This window comes from Pseudogemmobacter bohemicus, from assembly GCF_003290025.1.
Classification (GTDB): Bacteria; Pseudomonadota; Alphaproteobacteria; order Rhodobacterales; family Rhodobacteraceae; genus Pseudogemmobacter; species Pseudogemmobacter bohemicus.
Genome location: NZ_QNHG01000011.1, coordinates 3893 through 6627, shown reverse-complemented (window position 1 = coordinate 6627; position 2735 = coordinate 3893). Strand labels below are relative to the sequence as shown.

The following is a 2735-nucleotide window of genomic DNA, read 5'->3' as shown; positions in this document are numbered from 1 at the left end:
TTGCCCGCGCCCGGAACATGACCGCGCTGGCCCGTGAGGTTGGCATGAGCCGGGTCGGGCTGAACAAGGCACTGTCCGGGGATGGGAACCCTACGCTGTCCACGGTGATGAAGGTTGCCAAGGCGCTCGGGCTGAAAGTCTCGATCCAGCCCGGCGCGTGAGCCGTCATTCCCCGGCTGGCTGTGTGGGTGGCGAAACCATGAAGATGCAGTACCGGCTTCCGTCCCGCTGATCGGCGAATGCCCCGCCTGCGGTCAGGCAGTAGATGCGGGGGTGCTGGCCGAAGGCTTTGGCATCGGCACGGCCTTGGAGCCAGAACACGGCCAGCGCGCCGATAAGCGCCCCTGCGGCCCCGATCGAGGCCAGCCAGACCCAGAACCCGCCAAACCAGCGCCACGCCTCTCTGCGGGCCTCTCCTGCGGCCTGTGAGAGGCTCTTGGCCGTTTGGAGAATCTCGGCATGGGATTCCCGGATAGCCGCTCTGGCGGCGTCCTGCGCGGCTTCTATGGCGGCGCGGTTGGTCTTGGCGGTGGCGAGCTGCAGCTGACCCTCAAGGCGCTGTTCCAGCCGCTTGCCGGTTTGCGCCATGTTGTCGAGGCTCTGGGCGATGGTCGCGTTAAGGTGTTCGGCCTCGTCCCTGTCGAGGCTGGTGCGTTGCAGGTTCTCGATCTGGCGGCGCAGCGCGCCAATATCATCGACCAGAACCAGAAACGGATCGGTGCTGCCGCTCATGCCTCACCCGCTCCGGCGCTTTGCGCCCTGGCATCGAGGTCGGCCAGCAGTCCGGCGATTTCCTTCTGGTCCACGTCCCGGGTTGCGTTCTTGCGTAGGGTGGATGCCAGCCATTTGGAAATCTTGGGGTCTTTCAGGGCCTCGGTGGTGACGATGGCACCGACGATGATCTTTCGGCGGGTGTCGCTGGCTTTCTGACGGGTTTTGAGCCGCGCCAGCTTCGCTTGCGCATCTGCAATCTGCTGGTCGATGGTGCGCGCCATTCTTCCGCCCTTCCTCGTTACAACCGTTGAATTTGTGCCGCGTAGTGGATAGCGTGTCAAACACGAAGTGCCCACTTATACAAACGCTGCGCGTTTGTGTGGGCAAAGGGGCAACTGCATTCTCCTTTGAACCCCAAGCAAGAGCGCGCGCGGAAATGGCGATCTACCACCTTCGGGCCACGATGATTTCCCGCTCCGCCGGTCGCAGTGCCACGGCGGCAGCGGCCTACCGCGTGGGCGAACGGATCGAGGATCACCGCACCGGGCTGACCTTCGATTACCGCGCGCGCGGCGGCGTCGATCACGTCGAAACCCTCGCCCCTGCCAACGCGCCCGCATGGGTGCAGGACCGGGCGGCGCTGTGGAACGCGGTCGAGGCGGCAGAGACCCGGAAGAATTCGCAGGTTGCCCGCGAAATCCGGGTGGCTCTGCCTGCCGAGCTGGACCACGGGCAGCGCGTCGAGCTGGTGCGCGAGTTCTGCCAGCGCGAGTTTGTGGCCCGTGGCATGGTGGCCGACATCGCGCTTCATGCGCCGGGACGGACCGGCGATGATCGCAACCACCATGCCCATATCCTGCTGACCACCCGCGAAATCGGCCCCGAGGGGTTCGGGGCAAAGAACCGGGACTGGAATGCGGTCGAGATGCTGGAAGGATGGCGTGAGGCATGGGCGCGGGACAGCAACCGCGCCCTTGAGCGATGCGGCCATGACGAGCGGATCGACCACCGGACACTAGAGGCGCAGCGGATCGAGGCCTCGGCGCGGGCCACCGCGGCGCATGATTGCGGCGACGAGGCGGAGGCGCTGCGCCAGACGGTGCGGGCGGTGAAACTGGACCGGGATCCGCTGCCGCAGCTATCGGCCGGGGCGTGGCAGATGAAGGAACGCGGCATCGAGGTCGCGGCCGTCCGGGTCTGGCGCGAGGTCAAAGCGCAGGCGGTCGAGGTTGCGCGGGTGGCGGAGGTTCTGGCCGGTCAGGTGCGGGACTGGATCGGGCGGGCGGTGGATCGCCTCGGGCCGCCGGCGCAGGGTTTGGCCTATGCCGGCGCTGCGGATTGGGATGGCCGGGAGGGGAGGCAGGACCTGGCCGCGCGGTTGCGTGAGGCATGGGAAGCCCGCCAGAGCCGCACCGCCTCCGATGCCATAGCCGCACCTGGTCAAACCCCAGAGCCGGAATCCGCCCGCAGCCTGGCCGAGCGGCTACGAGAGGCGGCGCAGGGGATCGACCGGGGAACGCTGGCCGAGGCCGCAGCGCGGTTGCAGGAAAGCCGGGAAGCCGAGGAACGCCAGCGGGTGCAGGAGGCCGAGCGCCTGAAGGAGCAGGAGCGGCAGCAGGAACGGTTGCGGGAGCGGGAAGCCCGCGACCACGACCGGGACAGCGGGCTTACCCACTGATCCGGCCAGCCCGCCACGATGGGGCGTAGTTGTCAGGCTGATCGTGGTAGATTCCGAAGTTCGATTGGATCGACCGACAGAAAGACCCCGAGGCGCGGGAGCATGACCAGCAGGAGCGCAGCCAGCGTCAACGAGATAGGGACGACAGGGAAAGGTGATGTGAGCTACTTATGCTTTGAATGGAATTTCTCTTGGATCAGTCCTTTTGTCATTCGTGATCGTTGTATTTGACCGAAATTTTTTACACATCTCAAGGAGATGATACTTGCGAGATGATCGCGGCATGCTTTGATCGAATGGGAAAATATTTGATGCCGTTTCTCTCATGTCGACCGAAAAATAA

Annotated in this window: 4 protein-coding genes; 2 read left to right on the top strand and 2 right to left on the bottom strand. The window is 65.2% G+C overall.

Translation table 11 applies throughout. From position 1 onward, the window contains the following. A partial coding sequence (locus DRF71_RS29590) for an addiction module antidote protein (RefSeq protein WP_112313503.1) occupies positions 1 to 161 on the top strand: 161 nt, incomplete at its 5' end. A 4-nt stretch (positions 162 to 165) separates the two neighbouring features. Here the strand turns inward: DRF71_RS29590 and DRF71_RS26935 are convergent. Together DRF71_RS26935 and DRF71_RS26930 are read right to left on the bottom strand one after the other, a co-directional pair. Continuing rightward, on the bottom strand, positions 166 to 732 hold the full coding sequence (locus tag DRF71_RS26935) for a hypothetical protein (protein ID WP_112313501.1): 567 nt from the start codon (positions 730 to 732) through the stop codon (positions 166 to 168). Next, complete coding sequence (locus tag DRF71_RS26930; protein WP_085787614.1) at positions 729 to 995, bottom strand: hypothetical protein; 267 nt, start codon at positions 993 to 995, stop codon at positions 729 to 731. Before DRF71_RS26930 ends, DRF71_RS26935 begins: the two co-directional genes overlap by 4 nt. Before the next feature lie 155 nt (positions 996 to 1150). Here DRF71_RS26930 and mobQ point away from each other — a divergent pair, with 155 nt between their 5' ends. Beyond that, positions 1151 to 2392, top strand: a complete 1242-nt coding sequence (mobQ, locus tag DRF71_RS26925; protein ID WP_112313500.1) for a MobQ family relaxase — start codon at positions 1151 to 1153, stop codon at positions 2390 to 2392. Positions 2393 to 2735: the final 343 nt, after the last annotated feature.

Excerpts from the sequence above, each read along its gene's own strand:
- DRF71_RS26935 (WP_112313501.1), bottom strand. The coding sequence starts at position 732 with ATGAGCGGCAGCACCGATCCGTTTCTGGTTCTGGTCGATGATATTGGC.
- mobQ (WP_112313500.1), top strand. The coding sequence starts at position 1,151 with ATGGCGATCTACCACCTTCGGGCCACGATGATTTCCCGCTCCGCCGGT.
- DRF71_RS26930 (WP_085787614.1), bottom strand. The coding sequence starts at position 995 with ATGGCGCGCACCATCGACCAGCAGATTGCAGATGCGCAAGCGAAGCTG.